This window comes from Kribbella sp. NPDC023972, from assembly GCF_040639075.1.
Taxonomy (GTDB): domain Bacteria; phylum Actinomycetota; class Actinomycetes; order Propionibacteriales; family Kribbellaceae; genus Kribbella.
Genome location: NZ_JBEZZH010000014.1, coordinates 132,186 through 149,608 on the forward strand (window position 1 = coordinate 132,186; position 17,423 = coordinate 149,608).

At 68.8% G+C, this 17,423-nt stretch carries 18 protein-coding genes and 1 pseudogene; 8 read left to right on the forward strand and 11 right to left on the reverse strand.

The features are described 5' to 3' along the window. Positions 1–8: 8 nt before the first annotated feature. Positions 9–938, reverse strand: coding sequence for a proline dehydrogenase family protein (locus tag AB0F43_RS35855; RefSeq protein ID WP_360487533.1), 930 nt, complete (start codon positions 936–938; stop codon positions 9–11). 243 nt (positions 939–1,181) lie between these two features. On the opposite strand from AB0F43_RS35855, the gene AB0F43_RS35860 reads away from it, so the two are divergent. Further along, entirely contained in the window at positions 1,182–1,691 is a 510-nt protein-coding gene (locus tag AB0F43_RS35860; protein WP_360487536.1) for a SigE family RNA polymerase sigma factor, read from the forward strand. An 11-nt stretch (positions 1,692–1,702) separates the two neighbouring features. After that, a complete protein-coding gene (locus AB0F43_RS35865) occupies positions 1,703–2,743 on the forward strand; it encodes a hypothetical protein (RefSeq protein WP_360487539.1) in 1,041 nt (346 codons plus the stop codon). A 122-nt stretch (positions 2,744–2,865) separates the two neighbouring features. On the opposite strand, the gene AB0F43_RS35870 is transcribed toward AB0F43_RS35865, so the two are convergent. The 7 genes and pseudogenes from AB0F43_RS35870 to AB0F43_RS35900 all read right to left on the reverse strand — a co-directional run bounded on the left by AB0F43_RS35870 (position 2,866) and on the right by AB0F43_RS35900 (position 8,321). After that, positions 2,866–3,603, reverse strand: a complete 738-nt coding sequence (locus tag AB0F43_RS35870; protein WP_360487542.1) for an ABC transporter permease — start codon at positions 3,601–3,603, stop codon at positions 2,866–2,868. Beyond that, the gene (locus AB0F43_RS35875; protein WP_360487545.1) at positions 3,600–4,322 is read right to left on the reverse strand and encodes an ABC transporter ATP-binding protein; all 723 of its coding nucleotides are present in this window, start codon (positions 4,320–4,322) and stop codon (positions 3,600–3,602) included. Before AB0F43_RS35875 ends, AB0F43_RS35870 begins: the two co-directional genes overlap by 4 nt. A gap of 969 nt (positions 4,323–5,291) precedes the next feature. Continuing rightward, positions 5,292–5,429 carry a hypothetical protein gene (locus AB0F43_RS35880; protein ID WP_360487622.1) on the reverse strand — a complete coding sequence of 46 codons (138 nt, stop codon included), beginning with the start codon at positions 5,427–5,429 and terminating at the stop codon, positions 5,292–5,294. A gap of 227 nt (positions 5,430–5,656) precedes the next feature. Beyond that, a pseudogene (locus AB0F43_RS35885) lies at positions 5,657–5,881 on the reverse strand (HDIG domain-containing metalloprotein); the annotation flags it as partial. Then, the gene (locus AB0F43_RS35890) at positions 5,881–6,504 is read right to left on the reverse strand and encodes a TetR family transcriptional regulator (RefSeq protein ID WP_360487548.1); all 624 of its coding nucleotides are present in this window, start codon (positions 6,502–6,504) and stop codon (positions 5,881–5,883) included. The gene AB0F43_RS35890 and the pseudogene AB0F43_RS35885, both read right to left, overlap by 1 nt. Continuing rightward, entirely contained in the window at positions 6,501–7,352 is an 852-nt protein-coding gene (locus AB0F43_RS35895; RefSeq protein WP_360487551.1) for a sugar phosphate isomerase/epimerase family protein, read from the reverse strand. The genes AB0F43_RS35890 and AB0F43_RS35895 overlap by 4 nt, the downstream gene beginning before the upstream one ends. Before the next feature lie 36 nt (positions 7,353–7,388). Then, positions 7,389–8,321 carry a Ppx/GppA phosphatase family protein gene (locus AB0F43_RS35900; protein WP_360487554.1) on the reverse strand — a complete coding sequence of 311 codons (933 nt, stop codon included), beginning with the start codon at positions 8,319–8,321 and terminating at the stop codon, positions 7,389–7,391. Between the two features lie 87 nt (positions 8,322–8,408). Between AB0F43_RS35900 and AB0F43_RS35905 the strand changes: the two genes are divergently transcribed. After that, a complete protein-coding gene (locus AB0F43_RS35905) occupies positions 8,409–9,146 on the forward strand; it encodes a hypothetical protein (RefSeq protein ID WP_360487557.1) in 738 nt (245 codons plus the stop codon). On the opposite strand, the gene AB0F43_RS35910 is transcribed toward AB0F43_RS35905, so the two are convergent. Continuing rightward, positions 9,139–10,089 carry an NAD-dependent epimerase/dehydratase family protein gene (locus AB0F43_RS35910; RefSeq protein ID WP_360487559.1) on the reverse strand — a complete coding sequence of 317 codons (951 nt, stop codon included), beginning with the start codon at positions 10,087–10,089 and terminating at the stop codon, positions 9,139–9,141. The genes AB0F43_RS35905 and AB0F43_RS35910 overlap by 8 nt on opposite strands. Before the next feature lie 130 nt (positions 10,090–10,219). Between AB0F43_RS35910 and AB0F43_RS35915 the strand changes: the two genes are divergently transcribed. The 3 genes from AB0F43_RS35915 to AB0F43_RS35925 are packed head-to-tail and all read left to right on the forward strand — an operon-like array spanning position 10,220 to position 11,722. Next, positions 10,220–10,849, forward strand: a complete 630-nt coding sequence (locus tag AB0F43_RS35915; RefSeq protein ID WP_360487562.1) for a VOC family protein — start codon at positions 10,220–10,222, stop codon at positions 10,847–10,849. A 50-nt stretch (positions 10,850–10,899) separates the two neighbouring features. After that, entirely contained in the window at positions 10,900–11,256 is a 357-nt protein-coding gene (locus AB0F43_RS35920) for a metalloregulator ArsR/SmtB family transcription factor (RefSeq protein ID WP_360487565.1), read from the forward strand. Continuing rightward, positions 11,237–11,722, forward strand: a complete 486-nt coding sequence (locus AB0F43_RS35925; RefSeq protein WP_360487568.1) for an SRPBCC domain-containing protein — start codon at positions 11,237–11,239, stop codon at positions 11,720–11,722. The genes AB0F43_RS35920 and AB0F43_RS35925 overlap by 20 nt, the downstream gene beginning before the upstream one ends. Positions 11,723–11,821: 99 nt before the next feature. On the opposite strand, the gene AB0F43_RS35930 is transcribed toward AB0F43_RS35925, so the two are convergent. Continuing rightward, complete coding sequence (locus AB0F43_RS35930) at positions 11,822–13,264, reverse strand: wax ester/triacylglycerol synthase family O-acyltransferase (RefSeq protein WP_360487571.1); 1,443 nt, start codon at positions 13,262–13,264, stop codon at positions 11,822–11,824. A 471-nt stretch (positions 13,265–13,735) separates the two neighbouring features. Continuing rightward, positions 13,736–15,160, reverse strand: a complete 1,425-nt coding sequence (locus AB0F43_RS35935) for a beta-N-acetylhexosaminidase (protein ID WP_360487573.1) — start codon at positions 15,158–15,160, stop codon at positions 13,736–13,738. 275 nt (positions 15,161–15,435) lie between these two features. Between AB0F43_RS35935 and AB0F43_RS35940 the strand changes: the two genes are divergently transcribed. Both AB0F43_RS35940 and AB0F43_RS35945 read left to right on the forward strand, forming a co-directional pair. Continuing rightward, positions 15,436–16,668 (forward strand): MFS transporter, encoded by a 1,233-nt coding sequence (locus tag AB0F43_RS35940; protein WP_360487576.1) that lies wholly within the window; start codon positions 15,436–15,438, stop codon positions 16,666–16,668. Positions 16,669–16,690: 22 nt separating this feature from the next. Next, on the forward strand, positions 16,691–17,386 hold the full coding sequence (locus AB0F43_RS35945; RefSeq protein ID WP_360487579.1) for a class I SAM-dependent methyltransferase: 696 nt from the start codon (positions 16,691–16,693) through the stop codon (positions 17,384–17,386). The last annotated feature ends 37 nt before the right edge of the window (positions 17,387–17,423 follow it).

Here is a 17,423-nt window from a genome sequence, read left to right on the forward strand (position 1 = left end):
GCCGCGTACTACTTCTTGCTGATCAGCGAGCGGGCGAAGAACTGGAGGTTGGCGGGGCGCTCGGCCAGGCGGCGAACCAGGTAGCCGTACCAGTCCTCGCCGTACGGGATGTAGACGCGGACGGTGTGGCCCAGCGAGGCCAGCCGGAGCTGTTCCTCGGGGCGGATGCCGAAGAGCATCTGGTACTCGTAGCTGCCCGGCCGGCGGTTCGCGCGGTCGGCGAGCGAGCCGGCGATCGCGATCAGCCGCGGGTCGTGCGAGGCGATCATCGGGTAGCCGGCCCCGTTCATCAGGATCTTCATCGCCCGGACGTACGCCTTGTCCACGGTCCGCTTGTCCTGGAACGCGACCGACTCCGGCTCCTTGTACGCGCCCTTGCAGAGGCGAACCCGGGAGCCGGCGTACGCGAGGTCGCGGCAGTCGGCCTCGGTCCGGCGCAGGTAGGCCTGCAGCACCGCACCGGTCTCCGGGAAGTCCTGCCGCAGCTCGCGCAGGATGCTCAGCGTGGAGTCGGTGGTGGTGTGGTCCTCCATGTCGAGGGTGACCGTCGTACCGGCGTTGCGGGCCGCGAGGCAAATGGTCCGGGCGTTCTCCAGCGCGATCTTCTCGCCGTCGCCGGGCAGCGCCTGGCCGACCGCGGACAGCTTCACCGAGACCTCGGCGTTCCTGGTCAGCCCGGCGTCGGACAGCTGGCGGAGCAGTTCCAGGTACGCATCCACGGTGGCGGACGCGGCGGCCAGGTCGGTGACGTCCTCACCGAGGCGGTCGAGCGTGACGTTCAGGCCGTTGCTGACCAGCTTCTCGGTGGCCAGCACAGCCTCCGGAGCGGTCTCGCCGGCCACGAACCGCGCGACGATGCCACTGGACACCGGAAGCGACGAGACGGCCTTCTTCATCAGGGGGCTGCGGGACATGCCCAGCAGGACTCGCCGAAGCACTACGTGTTCCTCCTCATCAACTCACCCGGCCCCATATGCCAGTGGTGTCAGCAGGTTACGCGCCTGAACCAGACGCCCCCTAATCCTGTGTCCAGCACCACACCACCGGCCCCACTGGTCCGATTACACCACGTGCTTGTGCTCCCCACGCCCGCTCGACCCGGCGGGATGGACCGGCGTTGGGTGCAACCTGAGGTGCCGCCGGTTTCGTCTTGAGGGGGACATGAGGAGTGGGAGGACGAGATGGCGGATCGGGACCGGGAGTTCGTCGAGTTCGTCGAGGTGGCCGGTGCGTCGCTGCGGCGGACGGCCTTCTTGGTCAGCGGCGACCGGCACCGGGCGGACGACATCGTCCAGGACGCGCTCTACAAGCTGTACTTGTCCTGGCCGAAGGTGCGGCGGGTGGGGAACCCGTTCGGGTACGCCCGCCGCATGGTCGTCAACGCGGCCCACGACGGTGGCCGGCGGCCGTGGCGCCGAGAGGTTTCGATCGGCGACGTACCGGACCAGCTGGACCGCGACGACTTCGCCGCCGGACACGCTGAGCGCAACGAAGTCCTCGAGGCACTCCGCGGGCTCGCGCCACGGCAACGTGCCTGCGTGGTTCTGAGGTACTACGAGGACCTGTCCGTCGAGCAGACCGCGGAGATCCTCGGCTGTTCCGAGGGCACGGTGAAAAGCCAGGCGGCTCGGGGCCTCAACACTCTCCGGCAGGCGATCGACCAGGCGCGGCGAACGAGCCGGGCGCTGTGAAGGGGAACACGATGGACGACGTACGCGAGATCCGGGCGGAACTACAAAGGCTGGCCGAAGCGGAGGCGATGGACCCGTTGGACACTGCGAAGCTGCTGGCTCGCGGTCACCGCGGGAGGCGGCGGCGCACAGTACTCACGGCAGGTGCCGCGATCGGCGGGGTGGCTGTGATCGCGCTGGCGGCAAGCCTGTTGCCCAGTCTCGACGTGGCCGGGAAGCAGCCGGAAGTCGCGGGCGATCAAGGCCAGGTGTCGATGTTCGAGCCGGTGCCCGGCGTTCCTCGCGGGGAGGCCGGCGCCGGCCAGACACTGACAATGGAAGAGGCGACGCGGCGCTGCGCGCTGCGGTATCCGCAGTACACGAAGCCACTCAAGCGCATGGGCAGCTACCAGGCCGGACGTACGACGATGTACGACATCAAGATCGGTGAGAAGTACGCGGCGTGCACGATTCCCGGCGGGGACAAGCCATCGGCGGCGCTGGTCGCCGCGACCACGAGGGATCCGGTGCCGACGAGCACTGCCGGCCAGCTGCGCAACTGCTCGGTGCAACTGTGGACCGACCTGACCGGGTGGCGGGTGGTGGCGTCGGACCAGTCGAAGCGCCTCGCGACAACGATGCTCGTGGCGATCTCGCCATCCGGGCGGAAGGCAGTCGCCTGCGAGCTTGCGCCGAGACCACTGGGTGCTGCCGCGGCCGGTGGGGACGCACAGTTCCTGACCTTGAACTCGCTGGGCCCCAGCGACTCCATACCACCTCCCCCCAAGGGCACCCGGCCCGCGGACCTGTTCGAAGCGGGCGGTGGTGGCGGCGGGTACTGCCCCGGGACGCCGTGCACCGGCAACTACCGCTACACCGGCTGGGGGCGGGTGTCGTCGACGGCAACCAAGGTCCGGCTCGAACTGGGTCCCGGTCCGGCCCATGAAGTCCCGGTCACCGAGGGCTGGTTCGCCTTCAGCTGGCTGAGCCCGAGACCCGGCGACACGGTGACGAGGCCTAAGCTCACGGCGTACGACGCCGCCGGCAAGGTCGTCAAGGTCATCTCTCACTGACACCGGGCACCTCGCCGGGTGTCGAGATGGACGACCAGGCAGGCATGCCGGCGGATCGCCGGCATGCCTCTTACCCAGCGCAGTACGCGTTCGACCCGGGCGACCAGCTCATGAGAATGGACCTACGCTGTACGGCGTCTCAACGTTGCCGCGCCGAGGCCCAGAGCGCCCAGGATGAAGGCGATGACCACCAGCGCGTCGACCCCCGCCCCCGCGCCGAAGCCGTTGCCGATGGCAACACCTGTGACCGCGTCGACGGCGTACGACAGCGGGAGGACGTCGCTGATCGCGTGCAGCACACCGGGGAGCTGATCGCGCGGGACGAGCAAACCGCAGAGCAGGATCTGCGGGATCATCACGGCCGGCATCATCTGGACCGCCTGGAACTCGGTTGCGGCGAAAGCGCTCGCGAACAGGCCGAGCGCCGTACCCAGGACTCCGTCCAGTACGGCGACCAAGCCGAGCTGCCACGCGTCACCGCGGATGTCCAGATCCAATGCGTACAAAGCGATCGACACCACCACGAGGGCTTGGACGACGGCGATCAGAGCGAACGCCAACGCGTAGCCGAGCAGGAAGTCGAGCTTGCCCATCGGCATCGTGAAGAGCCGGGCCAGTGTGCCGGTGGACCGTTCGCGCAGGGTCGCGACCGAGGTGACGACGAACATGATGATGGACGGGAAGACCGCGAGCAGCGGTCCGCCGACGCGGTCGAAGGTGGCCGGTGAGTCGGTGAACATCCACCACATCAGGCTGACCAGCAAGGCCGGCAGCACGATCAGCATGGCCACTGTGCGGTGGTCGCGCCGCAACTGGGCGAGGACTCGCGCGGCGACGGCGAAGGTGACTCGCGGTGTCATCGCGCACCTGCCTTCCGTTCGATGAGAGTGAGGAACACCTGCTCGATGTCACTGGCACCGATCGAGTCGAGCAGGGCTTGCGGGGTGTCGTCGGCGAGCAGGTCACCGTCGCGCATCAGCAGCAGGCGATCGCAGCGCGAGGCCTCGTCCATGACGTGACTGGAGACCAGCAGCGTCGCGCCGGCGTCGGCGAGCTCGTGGAAGAGTTTCCACAGGTCGCGCCGGAGCACCGGGTCGAGGCCGACGGTCGGTTCGTCGAGGACAAGGAGTTCCGGATCGCCGAGGAGCGCCGCGGCGAGTGAGGCCCGCGAGCGCTGACCGCCGGACAAGCGGTCGACGCGCGCGTCGGCATGACTGCGCAGATCCACCGCGTCGATGACGCGATCCACATCGTCGGCCGGCACACCCTGGACGGCGGCGAAGAAGCGGAGGTTCTCGGCGACGCTCAGGTCGCCGTACACGCTCGGCTCCTGGGTGACGTACCCGATCCGGCCGCGCAGCTTGGCCGCTCCGGCGGGCAGACCGAGTACGGCGATGTCGCCGGTGACCTTGGCCTGGAGCCCGACGATCGCCCTGATCAGCGTGGTCTTGCCGCAACCGGAGGGCCCGAGCAGTCCGGTCACGGTCCCCGCCCGGAGATCGAACCCGACCCCGTGCAGGACCTCCCGGTCGCCGCGTACCACCACGACATCCCGGCAACTCACCGCGTTTTTCATCATGTGATGAATTTAGCGCGCAGGAGGTGGGTTGGCAACTGGGTGAAGGACCGAAGGACAGGAGATAGGCCGCGGAGATCGGCTCCCCGGATACGGCCCCGTGGAGGCGCTCGCCCGCTGAGCCACCATTGGTACTTCTCACCCGAGTGGTTGCAACCCAGGGCGGGTTCAGTGAGGGCCTGTGGATGGGGATTTGGCGAGATCGGGTCTGATGATCTACGGAGGGATCACGCCACCAGCGCGTCCGCAGGTGACGCACTGCGGTCATTCGGCCGGGGTGCGCCTTGCGTCTCGGGGCGGTGGGGGTGCGACTGGCGGGTTATGTCACCGCTGGCGTGCTGCAACCCGCCAGCGGTGACATCACCCGCCAGTGGGACGCACCGGGTGGGCGATTTGCCCGGCATGTGGCCGGTTTCGTCCGCATCCCGGGATCCGAGAGCCAGTGGCCGGGGGCTTGAACAGGAACTGGGGACCGGGGACACGTTATGCCTGTGTGAGGACCCCAGAAGGTGTTCAAGGCCCCGGGTGGTGCCCGGTCTTGACCAGCATGCGGACGAAATCGCCCAGTCACCGGAATCACGGACAGCCAACCCATCCAGATGGCCAAAGAGCTGGCCGCTCCACACCGGCTCCCCGCATCCACACCTGGACTGCGACCACTCGGGTGAGCTGCTCCGGGATAGCTGCGTCCTTCCCTGGCACCCTCAAGCAGCCCGGAGCCGCGCCCCACAGTTGTCCTACCCCAGCAGGCGACCCCACAGCCGCCTTACCAACCACCCACCACCACAGCCGCCCTGCCAAGCACCCACCACCACAGCACCCACAACCAAACGCTCCACGGCACGGCCACCGGCCTACCGGCGTACCGGGTACGGCGCACCCGCGAACCGGGAGGAGGTTAGTCGGTTGACCTGCCGGGCTCCGATCCTGGCAACGAGTTGAGCGAGGTTGCGCAGTGCGTGTTCGACGGGTTCAGATCAGCGCGTACCCAGTGGCGTCGGTGAGCGGTGTCAGGTCCGGGTCGCCGTACCGCTGCCGGAGCTGTCCGAACGTGGCGACCTTGTCCGCACCCCACCGGCCGACTGCCTCGGCGTACGAGTCGCCGGACACGAACACCGGCGGGGTGCGCTTGCTGTGGAACTTGTCGGCGTACAGGACGAGCTCCTCCTCGGGCGAGCCGGGGACGTAGTCGTCGACCGGGATCGGCAGCGATTGGCGGCGTACGTCGTCACGCGTGATGCCGACGCCGGTGTGCCGGGAGCAGAACCGGCTGATCTCGTCCGGGAAGCCGAGGCTTGCAGGAGTTCATGCCCGAGTACGCCGTGCCGGACATAGCCGGCCGTATCGAGGACACCGGCCGGCGTGTAGAGACGGTAGACGCCGATGTCGTGCAGCAAGGCGCCGACGCGAACGAGGTCGCCGTCGACATCCACGCGGGACAGGAACTGTTCGGCGATCTGGCAGACGAGTTCGCAGTGGGTGTGGACGGACTCGAAGGCCTCGCGCGTCGGCGCGTGCTCGCGGTGCAGGTCGCGGATCTCGCGATGGGTCGGGAGCTGCATCAGCCGGTGAGGTGGTGTTGGAGGACCGGGGCCAGGCGGTCGATCAGGGTGGCCAGGTCAGTGGACGCGACTGGTTCGAGCTCGACCAGATAGCGGGCCAGCGCGACACCGATGAGGTGGGTCGCGACCAGGCTGACGCGGAGGTGTGCATCGGGTACGTCGAGCGCACGGGAGACCGGCGCGATGATCATCTGGGTGATGCCCTCACGCATGATCCGCGCGACCTCGTCGCTGGTCACCACACTGCGGAAGATCGCCTTCATCCGCTGCTGCCCGTCGGCCGACTCCCAGACGCCTAGGAACACCGTCGCAATCCGCCGGCCGAGCTGCTCGCGCGGACCGTCGAGGATCCGGGCGGCGATCTGGCGCGGATCGACCGGGATGGCCATCGCCTCGATGAACAGCTCGTCCTTGCTGTCGAAGTAGTGGTGCACGAGCGCGGCGTCGACACCGGCCTCGCGGGCGACGCCGCGGATCGAGGTGGCCGTGAACCCCTTGTCCGCAAAGGACTTCCGGGCCGCCCGGAGGATCTCCCCGCGGGTGTCCGGTCCACCCGGCCGCCGCCCCGCCCTGCCGTTCCCGGCGGACTTCGCCGCACCCCGCCCGGTCGCGGACGGCGTCATTTCGTGAGCTCCGAGATCTCACCTTCGGGGGTGACGGCGAAGGACGTCCGCCGGGAGCTGCGGACGAAGTGTTTGCGGGTGAACTCGAGCGACTCGACCAGGTCGACCTCGCGTTCGGAGCGGCTGGTCGCGCGGCGGGTGTTGATCTCGATGATGATGTGACCGCGGAAGTCCTGGTTCGCCAGCCCGGTCAGCAGGTCCGCGGCCCGCTGCGTACCGCGACCGGGCACCAGGTGCTCGTCCTTGGCCGAGCCGGTGCCGTCGGTCAGGTGGATGTGGGTCAGGCTCTTGCCCATCGTCGCCGCGAGCTCGACACAGTCCTGCTCGGCGGTCGACGAGTGCGACAGGTCGAGGGTGGTGTGCGCGTAGCTCTGCTCGGTCGGGTCCCAGCTCGGCGCGTACGCCTGCAGGCCGCGGCCCGGCGCGCGCCACGGGTACATGTTCTCGACCGCGAAGATCACGCCGGTCTCTTCCTCCAGCCGTGCGATCCCCTCGACGAACCCGCGCGCGTAGTCCCGCTGCCAGCGAAACGGCGGGTGGACGACGACCACGTCGGCGCCGAGGTTCTTCGCGGCCTCGGCGCTGCGCTCGAGCTTCTCCCACGGATCGGTGCCCCAGACCCGCTGCGTGATCAGCAAACACGGCGCGTGAATCGCCAGCACCGGTAGCTGGTGGTAGTCGATCAGCCGCTGGACCGCGTCGATCTGGGTGCTCAGCGGGTCGATGCCGACCATCACCTCGACCCCGTCGTACCCGAGCCGGGCCGCCAGCTCGAACCCGCTCGCCGTCGACTCGGGGTAGACAGAAGCGGTCGACAGGCCGATCCGGGCGGTCTTGCTGGTGCTCATCTGCTGCCTTCGCGGTGGTTCGTCAGGGGTGGTGCTTCATCGGGGTTGCAACTGGTCGAGCCGGGACAGGATGACACCTTCCCGCAACGCCCACGGACAGACCTCGAGCGAGGGCAGGTCGAACAGGTCCATCACCGCGTCCGCGACCAGTGCGCCGGCGACCAGCTGCGACGACCGGCCGGCCGACACGCCGGGCAGCTCGGCCCGGTCGGCGGCGGACATCTTGATCAGCTTCGGCATCCACTCGGCCAGGTCGTCGCGGTCCAGCGCACGCGGTACGTACGGCCCGTCGTCCGACGGCGCGGCACCACAGATCCGGGCCAGTGACCGGAACGTCTTGCTGGTGGCGACCGAGCGCTGCGGCCGGCCGGCCCGCAGTACGTCGCCGGCCACCGCGGCCATCTCCATCCGGATCCGCTTCCGCAGCGCCCGGACCTCGTCCTTGTCCGGCGGGTCGGCGGTCAGTCCCTCGCGGGTCAGCCGGCCGGCGCCGAGCGGGACCGACACCGCGATTGTCGGCTCCTCGTCGGACCCGGCCGCGATCTCCAGCGAGCCGCCGCCGATGTCGAACACCGCCAGCCGGCCGGACGACCAGCCGAACCAGCGCCGTACCGCGAGGAAGGTCAGCCGGGCCTCGTCCTGGCCGGTCAGCACCTGGAGATCGACCTTGGTCTCCTTGCGGACCCGGTCCAGCACCTTCTCGCCGTTCGGCGCCTCGCGCAGTGCGGAGGTGGCGAACGCGAGCAAGGACTCGCACCCCTTGTCCTCGGACAGCTCGGCCGCCTCCTGGACGAACGACACCAGCTCCTCGGAGCCGGACTGCGCGATCTTGCCGTCCTTGTCCAGGTGCTCGGCCAGCCGCAGCTCGGTCTTGTGCGAGTACGCCGGCAGCGGCGCGGCGCCGCGATGCGCGTCCACCACGAGCAGGTGGACGGTGTTGGATCCCACGTCGAGTACGCCGAGCCGCATACCCTCACGCTACTGGACCGCCACAGGATCAGGCTTATCTGGAGTCGGCGTTCACGTTTGGGCGGTCAGGGCGCGTACGCTTTTCAGGTGCCTGAGGTTTCTCTCGATTTTCCCCGCGCCTGGGTCGAGTTCACCGACCCGGAAGACCCCGATCAGGTGTTCCGTTGCGACCTGACCTGGCTGACGTCCAACTGGACCTGCATCTTCGGTGGTGGTTGCCGCGGCATCTACAAGGGCCGGCCGAACGACGGCTGCTGCACCCTCGGCGCACACTTCTCCGACGACGACGACGAGAAACGGGTCAAGGCCTACGTCAAGGAGCTGACCAAGGAGGACTGGCAGTACCGCAAGGAGGGCCGGACGAACGGCTGGGTCGAGACCGACGACGACGGTGACCGCAAGACCCGCGTCTGGAAAGGCGCCTGCATTTTCCTGAACCGGCCGGACTTCCCCGGTGGCGGCGGCTGCGCGCTGCACGGGCTCGCCCTCAAGAAGGGTGTGCACTTCGTCGAGACCAAGCCGGACGTCTGCTGGCAGCTCCCGATCCGCCGGACTTTCCGCGACGTCGAGCGGCCGGACGGTACGACGTACACCGAGGTCGGAATCGGGGAGTACGACCGGCGCGGCTGGGGTGCGGGCGGGCACGACCTGGACTGGTACTGCACCGGCAACACCGAGGCGCACATCGGCGTCGAGGCCGTGTTCGAGTCCAGCAAGGTCGAGTTGCAGACGCTGATGGGCCACAAGGCGTACGACGTACTGGCCACGTACTGCCGTGACTACCTGGAGGCCGGCCGGCTGCTGCCGCACCCGGCCTCTAAGTGATCTTCCCGTTGTCGACGAGCCAGCTGATCGCTTCCAGGGTGGCCTCGAGCGCGGTGTAGCGCGGGCGGAAACCGAGCAGTCGCGCGGCCTTCTCCATCGAGCAGTGCGGACTGTGCATGATGTGGTCCCGCGTCGCCGCGTAGTCCTGCTGGGAGACATGCTGTTCCCACTGGCCGAACGGGAGGAACCCGAGCCGCGCCTCCTGACCGAACCAGGTTGCGACACCGTGGGCGTAGCCACGGAAGGTCATCGCACCATCGGCGACCGCGTGAAAGCTCTCGCCGATCGCGACCGAGCGGTTCGCCATCGCGGCGAGGAAGACTCCGGCGACGTCGGCGGCGTGGACGTGGTGGAGCGTCTCCAGCCCGAGGTTCGGCAGCAGTACGTCGTGGCCGTGGGCGAGCCTCTCGAAGACGCCGAGGTCGAGGTTGCCGGCCGGGTTGATCGGGATCCAGCCGGGGCCGGTGATGTGACCGGGGTGGATCACCGTGGCCGGGAACCCGTCGCGGCGCGCGAGGTCCAGCAGGTAACTTTCGATCGCCGCCTTCTGGACGCCGTAGTCGCCGAAGGGACGCCGTGGCGCGTCCTCGCGCGTCGGCACGGACTCGCTCGCCCCGTGCACCCAGATCGTGCCGCAGTGCAGCAGATGCTGGATCTTCCCGCGCACTGCCTCGGCCAACTGGCGCGCACTGTCCTCGGTGAAGCAGATCAGGTCGATGACGACCTCGGGCTCCAGCTCGGCGACGCGCGTACCGAACGTGCCGGCCGCATCCTCCGCGTCGCGATCCACTTGGATCATTTGCACCCGGTTCCAGCCGCCGTCCGACTGGTACGGCGACCGCTCGCCGCGGCTGAGGACGACGACCTCGTGCCCGAGCCGCACCAATTCGGGTACAAGGTAGGTGCCGATATGTCCGGTGCCGCCGATGACGACTGTGCGCATGGTTCCTCAGCCTAGACCGGCGTCTTGACCGCGGCGTAGGTGGCGCGGCAGGCGGTCGGCTGGGTCTCCGGGCCGGACCGACACACCCCCGGATCCGCGACTGTCGGTGATGGGGGACACAATGACTGGCATGCGTCTTGATCATCTTTCGTACGCCTGCGGGCCCGACGGGTGCGAGGCGACGCTCGAGCGGTTGTCCGCGCTGCTGGGCGCGGAGTTCGTCGACGGCGGGGTTCACCCACGGTTCGGCACCGTGAACCACATCCTGCCCTTGGAGAACGACCGCTACATCGAGGTGGTCGACGTCCTCGAGCACCCGGCGTCGGACAAGGCGCCGTTCGGCCAGGCGGTGCGTGCCCGCAAGGAGCTCGGCGGTGGCTGGCTCGGCTGGGTGGTGGCGGTCCGCGACATGGAGCGGATGGAGAAGCGCCTCGGCCGGGAGGCGGTGCCCGGCAACCGGCACCGTCCGGACGGGGTCAACCTGACCTGGCGACAGATCGGCGTGAAGGGCCTGATCGCCGACCCGCAACTGCCCTTCTTCGTGCACTGGGACGACCTCGGCCAGCACCCGTCGATCGGCGGCAAGGGCGTCAAACTGACCGCGCTGGAGATCGCCGGCGACCCGGCCCGGGTCACCGACTGGATCGGCCACCCCGCCGATCACCTGCTCGACGATGTGGACGTCGACTGGCGCCCGAACGGGCAGCCCGGCCTCGTCTCGGCCGTTTTCGAGACGCCGAACGGCACGGTTCGACTGTAGACCGTCGTACCCCTTGACCTGGTCTGTCCGCACGTCTAACGTACAACCAAATGGTTGTAGATGAGACGGTCGTCGATCGGCTGCTGCAGGCACTGGCCGACTCGACGCGGCGGGACATCGTGCGACGGTGCCTGGTGAACGAGGCGTCGGTGTCGCGGCTGGCGGAGGCGTATCCGATGAGCTTCGCGGCGGTGCAGAAACATGTCGCCGTCCTCGAGCGGGCCGGGCTCGTCACCAAACAACGCAGTGGCCGGGAGCAACTGGTGAGCACCGATGTGGACGCCGTACGGCGGGCGCGCGAGGCACTCGACCAGCTCGAGGCGACCTGGCGCGGGCGGGTCGACCGGATGTCGGAGCTGCTCACCGAGACAGAGGGGAACCAGAACGATGAGCGTGACAAGCGTTGACAAGGACTTCGACGCACTGACCTTGACCATGATCGCCGACTTCGACGCGTCGGCCGAGCGCGTCTGGGAGCTGTGGGCCAACCCGCGACTGCTGGAGCGCTGGTGGGGACCACCGTCGCACCCGGCGACCGTGATCGATCACGACCTGACCGCGGGCGGCGAGGTCACGTACTACATGACCAGTCCGGAGGGCGAGAAGTACCGCGGCTGGTGGCGATTGACGTCGGTGAACCCGCCCACGTCACTGGAGTTCGTCGACGGCTTCGCGGACTCCGACGGCAAGCCCGTCGAGAACATGCCGGTCAACACGATCCGGGTGCAGCTCAGTGCGCATGACGGCGGCACCCGGATGGAGCTGAAATCGGTCTTCGACTCGCGCGAGCAGATGGACCAGTTGATCGGCATGGGCATGGCCGAGGGCCTGGAACAGGCCGTCAGCCAGATCGACGCCCTTCTTGCGGCTTAGGCCGTGTCTGATAGTCCCCCGCCTACTGCGCGGCACTCGGCACGGCACCTCGCCGCACCGAGCACCTGCTCCCTACGGCGCTGGACCATCAGACACGGCCTAGTGGAGGTTCTCGAGATCGGTGAGTGAGGTCTCGAGGTGGACGAGCAGGCGCTGGAGGTGTGGGACGGTCCGGCGGCAGCCGATCAGGCCGAAGTGCAGGTGCTGGTCGTAGCTGGTCACGCTGATGTTGAGCGCCTGGCCGTTCAGCACGATCGAGGCCGGATACATGCCGAGCAGGCGCGAGCGGTTCCAGTACAGCGGGCTCTCCGCCGGTCCGGGCACGTTGGAGATGACCACGTTGTACGGCGGCGTCGTACGGCCGGCCACACCGGGGACAACGGCCGCGGGGCCGGCGACACCGAAGCCGAGGGCGCCGATGATCAGGTTCTGCAGCGGGGTGAGCCCGGACAGCACACCCTTGCCGTAGCTGGTCGATGCCATGATGCGGCGGATCCGGAGCTCCGGGTCCGCCTCGTCGGTGGCGAGATCGGTGATCAGCGTGCTCAGCGAGTTGCCGCCGCCGGGTGCGTCGGAGGTGCCGCGCAGCGACACCGGGACCATCGCGGTCAACGCCATGTCCGGCAGGGCGTTCAGCTCGAGCAGATAGTTGCGCAAGGCACCTGAACACATCGCCAGCAGCACGTCGTTGAGGGTCGCGCCGGTGATCGCGCGGACCTTCTCCAGCCGCTCGATCGGCCACGACTGCGCGGCGAACCGCCGCGCGCCGGTGATCGGCCGGTTGAACATCGTCCGCGGCGCCTGGAACGGCGCAGTCGACTGGACCAAGCTCCTCACCACGACCGGCGTAAGCCCGGCCAGGTCGGCCAGCACGCGGCCGGCACCGCCGGCGACCTGAGCGGCGCCCGCGAGGGTCCGGCCTGGTGCGCGGCCGACGGCCGCGAACAGCTGGGCGGCGCTCGGCGGGCCGCCGTCCGACCCTGTTCCTCCACCACCGTCGCTCGGCAGCGCGTAGGTGGCCGGCATGCTCGTGCGATTCGGGTCCGTGGTCAGCGTGTCCTGCATCCAGCGGAGGGCGGTGACGCCGTCGATCATCGAGTGGTGGATCTTGCTGTAGAGCGCGAACCGGCGGCCCTCGACGCCCTCGATCAGATGCATCTCCCACAGGGGCCGGCGCCGGTCGAGCAGCGTGCCGTGCAGCCGGCTGGTCAGCTCGAACAGCTCGCGGTACCGCCCCGGACGCGGCAATGCCGACAACCGCACGTGGTACTCGAGATCGATCTCGTCGTCCTGCTCCCACGACCAGTAGCCGAGCTCGCGCGCCCGGTTCCGCACCCGCCGGGCGAACAACGGATGGACCGACTGCGCCGCAACCATCTCCTGGTACAGCCGCGACACGTAGTCCCGCGAACGTTCCGGAAACACGTCATCCCGCCCGGCCCCCTCGGGCAACTCGAACAGCATCAGCCCGCCGACGTGCATGGGCTGCTCCCGGCTCTCCCCGAGCAGGAACATCGCATCCAGCGGCCCCACCACGGTCATGGGGCCTCCCGGCCTGGACTGAGGAGCGTAGGGAGCGAAGCGACTGAAGCGACGAGGGAAGGGCGGGAGTCACAGCCCCATGACCCGCCGCGCCGGAGGCGTGGCATTAGTACGGTCATGGTTCCCTCCCGCCCCGACGTGGGTTCCCGGCTCTCATCGTCGCCGTCACACCCCAGGCCGTCTACACCCGCCCAATACCTTCACCCAGGAGTGGCTACCGCCTCAGCAACTGCGGCAACAACTACCAGGCGCCCCCTGGGCCCCCCACGCCAGGGGTTGCCCGCTCAGATCGGGGGTTGCCCACCCAGATTTCGGGGGGGCAACCCACCAGCTCAAGGGTCAACCCCTCGGATCGAGGATTGCCCACTCGGTGCGGGGGTTGCCCACTCGGGTTGGGGGTTGCCCGCTTGGATTTTGAGGGGCGACCCGCCGGCTCGGTGGGCAACCCGCTGACTTGGGGTGTTCGGGCGGTCAGTCGAGGGGGCGGTAGTTGACGCCGATGCGTTCGATGCGGGTCAGGTGGGGGCGGAGGCGGGTGAGGAATTCGTCGTACGACGTCTTCGGGGAGCCCCAGGCTCGTTCGGCGAAGGCGGACAGGCGTGGGAGCAGCATGTAGCCGACCTGCTCGGGTCCCTCCATGTACTCGGTCCAGATCTGGCACTGGGTGCCGATGATGCGGGCCTCCTCCTCGGCGCTGAGGCCGGGCGGGATCACCTCGAAGTCGTACACCTTCTCCAGCGGGATGTGGCCGCCGATCGCGAGCGGCTCGGTGGCCGGGTCGGCCTGGTAGTAGTCGAAGTACACCGACTCGCACGGCGCCATCACGACCTCGTGACCGGCCTTCGCCGCGACCTCGCCGCGCTGCGCGCTCCGCCAGGCCATGATGACCGCGTCCCTCGGGCAGTCGGTCTCGACCATCTCGTCCCAGCCGACGAGCCGGCGACCCTCCTCGGCGAGCACCGACGAGACCTGGGCGGTGAACCAGCCCTGCAGCTGGCTCGCCTCGGACAGCCCGAGCTCGGCCTGCCGCTTCTGCGCCTCCTCCGACTCCCGCCACTGCACCGCCGGGCACTCGTCGCCACCAAGGTGGATGAACGGCCCCGGGAAGATGTCCAGCACCTCCCGCAGCACGGTCCGGACGAACTCGACCGTCGCGTCGTTGACGTTGAGGACGTCCTCGCTGATCCCCCAGATCTGCCGGACGCCGATCGGCTGGTCCGGGTGGTTGCCGAGCTCCGGGTACGCCGCGATCGCCGCCTGCATGTGACCGGGCAGGTCGATCTCCGGGACCACGGTGATCCCGCGGTCACCGGCGTACGCGACGATCTCGCGCAGGTCGTCCTTGGTGTAGAAGCCGCCGTGCCGCGTCCCGTCGTAGGTGAACTCGGCCTGCTCGTGCGACATCTTGCCGACCATGGTCTGCGGCCGCCAGGCGCCGACCTCGGTGAGCTTCGGGTACGCGTCGATCTGGACCCGCCAGCCCTGGTCGTCGGTGAGGTGCAGGTGCAGCACGTTCAGCCGGTGCAGGGCGAGTACGTCGATCACCTTGAGCACGAAGTCCTTCGGCATGAAGTGCCGGGCGACGTCGAGCATCGTGCCGCGCCAGCCGAACCGCGGCGCGTCCGCGATCCGCACCGCCGGGACGGCGACCTCCCCGTCCTCAGCCGGTACGGCGGCGTCCAGCAGCTGCTCGTACGTCGTCTCGGCGTGCCGGAGCGCGTCCTCGGAGCCGGCCGACAGCCGCGCGCCCTCCGGCGTCACATCGATCCGGTACTCCGTCTCACCGAGGTTCTCCACCACCGTCCGGACCGCCTCGGCCAGCGGGTCCTCGCAGACCCACTGCCCTTCGGTGACGGTGAGCTCGCGCGGGGCAGGGACGATCGCGATGTCGGGCATCCGGACTCCAAGTGGTCGAATTACGTCGGGACGATCCTATATTCGGGAATCGGCGGAGTCTATGTTCGGAAGTGCGCGCAACTCGAATATTGAGAACGCTGCCGAACACCTCGAATCCAGCTGCCTTCCGGGTCAGGTTGATGAGAGGGTTTGTTCGTGACCGTACTGATGCCACGCCTCCGGCGCGGCGGGTCATGGGGCTTCAACTCCCGGCCTTCCCTCGTCGCTCCAGTCGCTTCGCTCCCTACGCTCCTCAGTCCAGGCCGGGAGGCCCCATGACCACCGACCAGAGACCTGCCGATCTGCAACGGACGACCCTGCGGGTCTTGGTCGCCAGTAACGCGTTGGGCGGGGTGGCGACGGCCAGTGGGTTCGCCGTGGCCGGTCTGCTGGCGGAGGACGTCTCCGGGTCGACCTCGATGGCCGGCCTGGTCGTCACGTCGACCACTCTGGGCGCTGCGATTCTCGCCGTACCGCTCGCTCGGCTGGCGCGGTCGCACGGGCGTCGCATGTCGTTGACGACCGGCTACCTGATCGCTTTCGCCGGTGCGCTGCTCACCATCGTCGCGGCCCAGGTGGACTCGCTGGCCCTGCTGTTGTTCGCCGGCTGCCTGTTCGGGAGCGGCTCGGCGTCCAACCTGCAGTCGCGGTACGCCGCGACGGACGCGGCCGATCCGGACAAGGTCGCGCGCTCGTTGGCCATTGTCGTCTGGGCCACCACGATCGGTGTGGTCATCGGACCGAACCTGACCGGCGTCGGCGGCTCGGTCGGTACGTCGGTCGGCCTTCTGGCGCTGGCCGGGCCGTACCTCTTCTCCGTGGTCGCCTTCGGCATCAGTGTGGCGACGGTGTGGTTCGGTCTGCGGCGCCTGCACCAGGTCAGACCCAAGGTGAAATTGGAGCGCCAGCCACTCGCGGCGACGTTCCGCCAGGTCATGGCCATCCCGCACGCCCGCCTGGGTCTGCTGGCCATCGCAACAGCACACGCTGTGATGATCGGGGTCATGTCGATGACGTCGGTGCATCTGCGGCACCACGGCGCGTCGCTGACCATCGTCGGCTTCGTCCTGAGCGGTCACGTGGCCGGCATGTTCGCCTTGTCTCCGGTGACGGGCTGGCTGGCGGACCGGCTCGGCCGGATCCCCACCATCGGTATCGGACTGGGCATCCTGGCCATCGCGATGACACTGGCGGCCCTGTCCCCTGACAACGCGCACAGCCTGACCGGGGTGGCGCTGTTCCTGCTGGGCCTCGGGTGGTCCGCCTGCCTGGTCGCGGGCTCCACTCTGCTGTCCCGCTCCGTCCCCGAGGACATCCGCACGTCGGCGCAGGGCATGTCCGACCTCACCATGGGCATCCTAGCCTCGATCGCCGGCACCGCCTCCGGCCCGGTCCTCGCCTACTTCGGCTTCCACTGGCTCGCCGTACTCTGCGGCCTTCTGCTCATCCCGGTCGCCGTGATGGCCGCCACCACCAAACCAATGCCAACGGCAACGATCAGCTCATGAGTACGCCGGTAGGGTCGGAAGGGTGAGCATCGCGGAAGGTGGGATCCCCAGTCCCAACATCTGGCATCACCCGAAGGTCTACGAGGTCGAGAACCGGGCGGTCGACCCGGACGGGGTGATCGAGCCGGCCATGCGCGCGATCCGGGACTGGGCCGGGGCGACGGTGCTCGACATCGGCTGCGGGACCGGCTTCCACCTGCCGATGTTCGCGGCGACCGCGGCCCGGGTCATCGGCATCGAGCCGCACGGCAGGCTGGCCTCCGCGGCCCGGCGCCGTACCCGGGATCTCCCGAAGGTCGAGGTACGGCAGGGTACGGCGCAGCGGTTGCCGGTGCCGGATGCGTCGATCGACGTGATGCATGCGCGCTGGGCGTACTTCTTCGGCCCGGGTTGCGAGCCGGGCCTGGCCGAGCTGGATCGGGTGATGCGGCGGGGCGGGACCGCGTTCGTGATCGACAACGACGGCAGCCGGTCGACGTTCGGGCGCTGGTTCAGCGCAGCGTACCCGAGGATCAAACCGCCGGTGGTGGAACGGTTCTGGACCGACCGCGGCTGGCATCGGACCCAGCTGGACATGGGCTGGCGGTTCGAGAGCCGCGCCGACTTCGAGGCGGTGGTCCGGATCGAGTTCCCCCGGGCCGACGCGGAGCGGATCATCGCCTCCCATCCCGGTGCCGAGGTCGACTACGCGATCAACCTGTGGAGCCGAACCTTCTGAACGGCTTTCTGAAACTGCTCTGAAACGCCGCGCGGCG

Bases quoted from the DNA above. Each gene is read 5' to 3' on its own strand.
- AB0F43_RS35860 (WP_360487536.1), top strand. From the start codon at position 1,182: ATGGCGGATCGGGACCGGGAGTTCGTCGAGTTCGTCGAGGTGGCCGGT.
- AB0F43_RS35865 (WP_360487539.1), top strand. From the start codon at position 1,703: ATGGACGACGTACGCGAGATCCGGGCGGAACTACAAAGGCTGGCCGAA.
- AB0F43_RS35870 (WP_360487542.1), bottom strand. From the start codon at position 3,603: ATGACACCGCGAGTCACCTTCGCCGTCGCCGCGCGAGTCCTCGCCCAG.
- AB0F43_RS35875 (WP_360487545.1), bottom strand. From the start codon at position 4,322: ATGATGAAAAACGCGGTGAGTTGCCGGGATGTCGTGGTGGTACGCGGC.
- AB0F43_RS35890 (WP_360487548.1), bottom strand. From the start codon at position 6,504: ATGACGCCGTCCGCGACCGGGCGGGGTGCGGCGAAGTCCGCCGGGAAC.
- AB0F43_RS35895 (WP_360487551.1), bottom strand. From the start codon at position 7,352: ATGAGCACCAGCAAGACCGCCCGGATCGGCCTGTCGACCGCTTCTGTC.
- AB0F43_RS35900 (WP_360487554.1), bottom strand. From the start codon at position 8,321: ATGCGGCTCGGCGTACTCGACGTGGGATCCAACACCGTCCACCTGCTC.
- AB0F43_RS35910 (WP_360487559.1), bottom strand. From the start codon at position 10,089: ATGCGCACAGTCGTCATCGGCGGCACCGGACATATCGGCACCTACCTT.
- AB0F43_RS35915 (WP_360487562.1), top strand. From the start codon at position 10,220: ATGCGTCTTGATCATCTTTCGTACGCCTGCGGGCCCGACGGGTGCGAG.
- AB0F43_RS35920 (WP_360487565.1), top strand. From the start codon at position 10,900: ATGGTTGTAGATGAGACGGTCGTCGATCGGCTGCTGCAGGCACTGGCC.
- AB0F43_RS35925 (WP_360487568.1), top strand. From the start codon at position 11,237: ATGAGCGTGACAAGCGTTGACAAGGACTTCGACGCACTGACCTTGACC.
- AB0F43_RS35930 (WP_360487571.1), bottom strand. From the start codon at position 13,264: ATGACCGTGGTGGGGCCGCTGGATGCGATGTTCCTGCTCGGGGAGAGC.
- AB0F43_RS35935 (WP_360487573.1), bottom strand. From the start codon at position 15,160: ATGCCCGACATCGCGATCGTCCCTGCCCCGCGCGAGCTCACCGTCACC.
- AB0F43_RS35940 (WP_360487576.1), top strand. From the start codon at position 15,436: ATGACCACCGACCAGAGACCTGCCGATCTGCAACGGACGACCCTGCGG.